Genomic DNA, 5915 nt, shown 5'->3' with positions numbered 1-5915 from the left:
TTTCAATGGCGTACATAGTACACTTAATTCTGATTCCGGAAAAGCCGTCACATAGAGGGACCATAGTAGCGGGTCGGTTTTTTCTGCGGCTCTGGCTGCTGCTCACGCAGCTTCTCGGCGTAGGCGCGGTCATGCTGCCTGATCAGCGCATCAAGCGGCTGACGTTCCTGCTCAAGCTCTCGACCTGCGCGCGCAAGCTGTCCACCTGACTGCTCAAGTGCTGACACACCCTGTCGCTGTGCGCCAGCGCCTGTGAGGTAGCCTCGAACATGTGCTGCAAACTGCTGTAGCTGTCCTGCCACGCCTGCTGCTGTTGCTCGTAGCCTGTCTGTAAGCTCTCTAAGGCGCTCAGAAGCTGTTTTTCCATCTCGGTCATGGTTTTGGTCGTCCTCAGTGTTAAAAACGCGCTGTGCCGTTTCAGGGCGCTCTGGAGGGGTTATTTCGCCGTGTATTTCACCACGGTGTTGTCGGTCGTCGACGTGTAGGTTTCCACGCCGTGCGCCTGCTTCGGCAGCACCACCAGGTAGGTGTTCCGGCGCGTGTCGTCGCTGTAAATCGTCACGCCCGCGCCGCTTTTCGCTTTCAGGTTCGCCAGCTGCTGGCTGTAGCTGTCCATCTCGCTCAGGCGCGAGGTGATGATCGTGCCCTGAAACCAGATTATCCCGCCCATTATGCCGATCAGCAGGGCGAAGCAGATGAATATCCACGCCATTGCTGTTGAGACTGACTTCCTGAGCATGCCCGTCAGCCTGCCGTTCTGCTCGCGGATAGCGTTGCTGATGCTCTGCGAGCTTGATTGCAGTTCCGCGCTGATAGACGTCTCCAGCCTCGCGAACTCGCGCTTCACGCTCTGCTCGGTATCCTGCGCCTGCTGCTTCGATTTCTCCTCGAAGCCCTTCGCCAAATTTAAAATCTCGCTCATATATCATTCCTTTCAGCCGGATATTTCGGCCGCCGTCCGGGTCGGCAATGCTGATGCTGCTTTTCGTTTCCCGCGCCACGGTCAGGCCGTAGCTTTCCAGCTGCGTCACCACGTCCTGCCGGCTGCGGATCACGCCCTGCTGCATCAGGTTCATCAGGCCGGCGGTGATTTTTTCTGCCGCCTGCTGTTTGTCGCGGGGAAGATCGCTGGCCTGCGTCAGCGGGCGGCGATAGGTCGGGTCGTTCGGGTCGCGCAGCCCCAGCCGGTCGTTGGTCAGGGTCTGCCAGGCGTTGACGCGGGGACGGTCGGCGCGGTCAAAGTAGGGTTGCAGGCGTTTTCCGCTCTGCAATTCGATGTTCGGGATGACAAAATTCAGCTCAAGCCGCCCCTTGTCGCGGTGCTCTACCCACAGGCAGGCGTACTGGTCGCAGTCAAGGCCGGTCAGCAGCGTGTGCTCCCATTCGTCCATCAGTCGCGATTTCTCCGCGTCTGCAATGTCCGGCTCCTGAAATGACAGTACGCCGGAGGTGTAAGCGCGGGCAAAGTCGCAGCCGTCAATCAGCTCGCGCACATGTTCAGGATTACCACGCAGCACGCTGGCTTGTTCACGCTGCCGGTCTTTTCCCAGCAGGTAATCCACCGGCCCGCTGCCAGAACCCGCGCCCCGCGAATGAATTTTAACGATCACGGTTTTGCTCCAGTAGGTCGCCAAGCTGACGGTCGAGGCTGTTCAGCACGACAAACAGTGAGACACGTTCAGAGGGCGTCAGGGAATCAGCCTGGTTCAGGCGGCGGGCAATCTGGTTCAGGTTGTTGCCAATCCCGCTGACCTGTCGAAGCAGTTCGGGTGCAACGTCAGGCACACGACGCTTGCGTGAGGTGTGTTCACCCAGACCTAGCTGACGCAGCCACTCCGCAAGGTGAGTCCGGTCGCAGCGATCAAGCAGTCGCTGATGCTCACTTTCGGTGAGCCGGATTTTGATCTCTTTCGTTCGCTTTTCCATAGGCTCCGCTGAGAAAAAATTCGCACCACCGTGAGAATTTTTCGCAGTGGATGCCAGGGGTTTCGGGGGGCGGCGAGCCCCCTGAACCAGTCACGGTGGCACCTCGTTAGAGGGGACGCGGTGTGTACTGGCTTAGGGTAAAGTGCAGTATGTCAGATTCAGTGCTGGCTGCAAAAAAAAAAGCCCTCTTAGCAGAGGGCTGTTATCTGATATAGGCTTGTTATGGTCTCACTCTTGATTAATCAGGTGCATGAGCAGCCTCGGCGCTCACTATCGATTATGCAGCTTGATTATCTGAGGTATCTTCGGTTCGTTTTTTGTCTGTGATGGATTCGCTTTTATCTCTCAAGGCTGAGTCTATGACGTTAAACACCTTTTCCCATCGAGAAATCCAATCGCATATAGGTTGAACGCGACATTTTTCCAAGAAGAAATTTGATAAGTTAGTTTTTTTATTATCTTGCACCTTGAATGGTTCAATTACATCATCGGCATCAACAGATTTTCCTCCGATAAACCACGACGGATGGGTTTCCATTGCGTCAGAAATGAAATCGTCAGGGAAGAGGCCTTCAATTGCAAAACCACTTCTTACAGAGATATAATCTTTATTTGACTCAAATCTAACTTGTTTTTTACCAAAGTAACTTTGCAATCTAGTCCTTTCTTTAACCCCAGCTTCATCACCGTCAAAAATGGATATCACAGGGACTTCTTTAGAAATAAACTCGTAGCAACCCTTTAAGAACCCTCCCAGTTGACTGACACCGCCAAACTCATCAACTTTAGCACTTCTCAGGAAAGGCCACCTATTCTTAAACTCATCACTTTCATACGTTAACTTCAATATTGACTCTATATATTGTTTGTCGGTGATGCCTTCAACAAAAACTGCACTGCTTGATATGTTAAAGAAATCAGAAAATCTGACCCCAAGATTTTCTCTTATGCTTGCAACTGCATTAAATCTTTTCTCATGCTTTTTATCTTTTGTAACACCGGCTTCATCTTTATATAGCTCGATTATCTTGCTTGGCTCATCACTGACAAATGATAAGGAATGAGTTGTAATAAGAACATAAGCAACATCCATCAATGAATTGAATATGTGATTACATGACCGCCCTAATGATGGATGTAAGAAAGACTCAGGCTCCTCAACCATCCAAATCGTTTTCTTACCTAGCGAAAGTTTTCTCTCTGAAATGGATTTAAATGAAGAAAATAAAGATAAGCATTGTAGCCCCATACCTTTACTCGAGATCACATTCTCAATAGTATCTTTTATAGAAACCTCAAAGCGACCAAATAACTCATCCAGAGATGGTGGAGCTTTAATCATAAAACTACAGTCATCTATACCACTTAGAGTCATTTCATTTGTTATCTTTTTCGACACTTCCAGCAGCTTATCATGAATCACTTGAACCGATGTTTTCATGGCTGAAGCGACTTCACTCCTAACATATGGCACTAATAGATTATGATATATATCGTCGATGCTTTTTGAGGATGGTATATATACACATTCAAAACTAGAAAGTATTTTTTCTATGAACCTTCTTTCAACAGATGTATACATGGAGGAAGTGACTTCGGGCTTCCTCTTGTAACCTTTGAAAACAGTATAGAAATAATTATTTTTATTAGATATTGTTAAGTGCACGGTCACTTCATTTTGAGGTGAATTTAACCTAGAGTCATCAATCATGTTAAATAGCTGCAAATACCTATCTCTCAAACTTAGCTTCCTGCCTCTTGATTGAGTTGGCTTTGTTTCTTGTTGTTTAGTGCCTCCATCATCAAGTGAAATAGAATCTCCAAGTTCTTCTTGCTCTCCTAAAACACCAAGATCAATAACCGAGTCATCATCATCATCATCATCATCATCATCATTATCTTGGCTCAAATCCTCAGAGACATCATTAATCTCACTTTCAGAAAAAGTAAATCTTACAGCAAAACTGGTCTGTCCTTGCTTAACACCATGTGGTTTATCTTTTTCATAGTCATATAAGTCAGAATTAAATTTACCTTCAAAAAAAACCCTCATGGCTTTTAATAGATTTGTTTTACCACTATTGTTCTGCCCAACAATGGTTAATCCATTAAAGTTATCAGAGGATATCTCTCCTGAAATAGACCTATACTGAGATACTTTAAATGATACTATTTCCATTTTTCCTCCTACGATAGAATGTAGCGCGACTTATCGACATGTCTTCCCAAGGCTTTAACTGTCTTTCGCTATTTGAAGTAATTGACCTTCCTCCACCGGAACTCACTTTCCCGCCTTTCTGGCCCCTACGCGATTGAATGTCACTCGTATGAGTTTTTTCAACATAAGAAATAAAAGAGCTTTGAGTGAATTTTGAAAAAGTCCATTTAGCTATACTTTTTGAAACTCCACTAACCTCATTTTCATCCAGAGGCGCTGCAAATTGCAGATTATAGGCGCTGGCGCGTTCATAACAGGCTTGCAGCCACTGGTCATACTCAGGCCAGCCCTGACGGATAGCGCGGTATGCCCATTTGCGGGTTTTATCGAACAGGGTGCAGTTACGGCCTAAGCCGTAGTCGGCAACGATTTCTTTGTCATTCGCAGCGCTCAGGTCGAGAAAGTCGGCCAGCCAGTCCAGCGTGTAGAGTTCCGGCTGCCATACAGCAATTTTCCAGTGGCCGTGGTTCGGATTTTTGCAGATTAGTCCCGAATACCCCGCGTCAGCCTCTAATTTTTTACGCAGCGCGTTCTCCACGGCGGCGGCGTAGCGCAGCGGCTTCATTTTTCCGTCCGGCGCGGTACGTACAGAGGTTTTCAGCGCGTACAGCAGGTGCGCGTGTCCGTTGTCGGGGTTGGTGATCGTCAGTGTCGGCGCGGGGGCATTGCGGTCGCTCCAGTCAATAGCGGCACCGGCGCGATCGACGTCGAATCCCAGCCAGAACATGGCGTGAGGCTGATTGAACTGGATGTATTTCGCCAGAATGGCGCGTTCCTTACCGGCAATGCGTACACCAAAGTGCAGATCGTCCGAAAAGTACGGCTTGTGCGGTAAGCGGTCGTTGAAAAGTTCGAGTACTGCGTTATTCAATTCGCCCTGCGCTTATGGCGGGCTGTTGTCTGGCACGTTTCATGTGCTAATATCCTTTCAAGGTTTCGACCTGGCCCTGGTTATCATGCGATCCGCCAAGATATGACATGATTTCCGGGGCTTTGTTTTTTCTGTTGCCGTTAAATTACACGCGAACGGCCTCGCCTGTCGAATCCTTCTGTCACAACGGCTTAGTGCGCCGCCAGTTCCTGGAAGAATTTCGGGTTCGCCTGGATGGTTGCCAGTACCTTCGCCGCCAGTCCGGTCGGGTTACGGCGTCCGGTTTCCCAGCTCTTGATGGTGTCGAGGCTGGTTCCCAGCACTTTCGCCATCTCGCTCTGAGATACGTTCAGCTGTGCCCTGATGGCTTTCACGTCTGCCAGCTCGTAACGGGTGACGCGGGCAGGCTCTCTGACGCCGTTTTTGATTTCAACGGCTTCTTCCAGCGATGCTTTCAGCTCGTCAAAAAAACTCATGTCACACCTCGTCTTTCAGTTGTTGGGTCAGCGTCTTCAGCGCGGCTTTTTCCGCGTCCGTCAGGCTGTCTTTGGTGCTTTTCGGGTAGGCCATCACCAGATAGATCACCTCGGCGGTGGCCAGAAAGTAAATCACCCTCACGCTGCCGCTTTTTCCCTGGTTGCCCGTCGCCATCCTGATTTTGCGCAGCCCGCCGGTTTTCTGAATGAGATCGCCTTTGTCCGGCGACTCAATCAGCGTCTTTTGCAGCTCCCTGAGTTCTTCATCCGTGGCGATCTGTTTTATCTGACGGGTAAACATCGGGGTCTCGATAAACTCAATCGCGTGACTCACGGCTGTCTCCTGTTTTCAATGGCGTACATAGTACACTTAATTCTGATTCCGGAAAAGCCGTCACATAGAGGGACCATAGTAGCGGGTCGG

General features: G+C 49.4%; 7 protein-coding genes and 1 pseudogene. All 8 read right to left on the bottom strand.

All coding sequences use genetic code 11. From position 1 onward, the window contains the following. Positions 1 to 142: 142 nt before the first annotated feature. The 8 genes and pseudogenes from K5R89_RS26430 to K5R89_RS26395 all read right to left on the bottom strand — a co-directional run bounded on the left by K5R89_RS26430 (position 143) and on the right by K5R89_RS26395 (position 5825). Positions 143 to 367: an MbeD family mobilization/exclusion protein gene (locus K5R89_RS26430; protein WP_227655332.1), complete on the bottom strand. Its 225-nt coding sequence runs from the start codon at positions 365 to 367 to the stop codon at positions 143 to 145. Positions 368 to 436: 69 nt separating this feature from the next. Next, complete coding sequence (locus tag K5R89_RS26425; RefSeq protein WP_139103748.1) at positions 437 to 922, bottom strand: MbeB family mobilization protein; 486 nt, start codon at positions 920 to 922, stop codon at positions 437 to 439. Between the two features lie 46 nt (positions 923 to 968). After that, positions 969 to 1391, bottom strand: a pseudogene (locus tag K5R89_RS27665) (relaxase/mobilization nuclease domain-containing protein); the annotation flags it as partial. A gap of 208 nt (positions 1392 to 1599) precedes the next feature. After that, positions 1600 to 1926 (bottom strand): MobC family plasmid mobilization relaxosome protein, encoded by a 327-nt coding sequence (locus K5R89_RS26415; RefSeq protein WP_069333984.1) that lies wholly within the window; start codon positions 1924 to 1926, stop codon positions 1600 to 1602. Between the two features lie 277 nt (positions 1927 to 2203). Further along, the gene (locus tag K5R89_RS26410; RefSeq protein WP_069333985.1) at positions 2204 to 4105 is read right to left on the bottom strand and encodes an AAA family ATPase; all 1902 of its coding nucleotides are present in this window, start codon (positions 4103 to 4105) and stop codon (positions 2204 to 2206) included. Next, positions 4086 to 5015: a replication initiation protein gene (locus tag K5R89_RS26405; RefSeq protein ID WP_069333986.1), complete on the bottom strand. Its 930-nt coding sequence runs from the start codon at positions 5013 to 5015 to the stop codon at positions 4086 to 4088. The genes K5R89_RS26410 and K5R89_RS26405 overlap by 20 nt, the downstream gene beginning before the upstream one ends. A 191-nt stretch (positions 5016 to 5206) precedes the next feature. Then, complete coding sequence (gene nadS, locus K5R89_RS26400) at positions 5207 to 5491, bottom strand: NadS family protein (RefSeq protein WP_001697687.1); 285 nt, start codon at positions 5489 to 5491, stop codon at positions 5207 to 5209. Position 5492: 1 nt separating this feature from the next. Further along, entirely contained in the window at positions 5493 to 5825 is a 333-nt protein-coding gene (locus K5R89_RS26395; RefSeq protein ID WP_000017531.1) for a type II toxin-antitoxin system RelE/ParE family toxin, read from the bottom strand. Positions 5826 to 5915: the final 90 nt, after the last annotated feature.

This window comes from Klebsiella sp. TF21-TM (assembly GCF_019753495.1).
Classification (GTDB): domain Bacteria; phylum Pseudomonadota; class Gammaproteobacteria; order Enterobacterales; family Enterobacteriaceae; genus Klebsiella; species Klebsiella quasipneumoniae.
This window is presented reverse-complemented; position numbering and strand designations above follow the sequence as displayed.

Bases quoted from the DNA above. Each gene is read 5' to 3' on its own strand.
- K5R89_RS26430 (WP_227655332.1), bottom strand. From the start codon at position 367: ATGGAAAAACAGCTTCTGAGCGCCTTAGAGAGCTTACAGACAGGCTAC.
- K5R89_RS26415 (WP_069333984.1), bottom strand. From the start codon at position 1,926: ATGGAAAAGCGAACGAAAGAGATCAAAATCCGGCTCACCGAAAGTGAG.
- K5R89_RS26410 (WP_069333985.1), bottom strand. From the start codon at position 4,105: ATGGAAATAGTATCATTTAAAGTATCTCAGTATAGGTCTATTTCAGGA.
- K5R89_RS26425 (WP_139103748.1), bottom strand. From the start codon at position 922: ATGAGCGAGATTTTAAATTTGGCGAAGGGCTTCGAGGAGAAATCGAAG.
- nadS (WP_001697687.1), bottom strand. From the start codon at position 5,491: ATGAGTTTTTTTGACGAGCTGAAAGCATCGCTGGAAGAAGCCGTTGAA.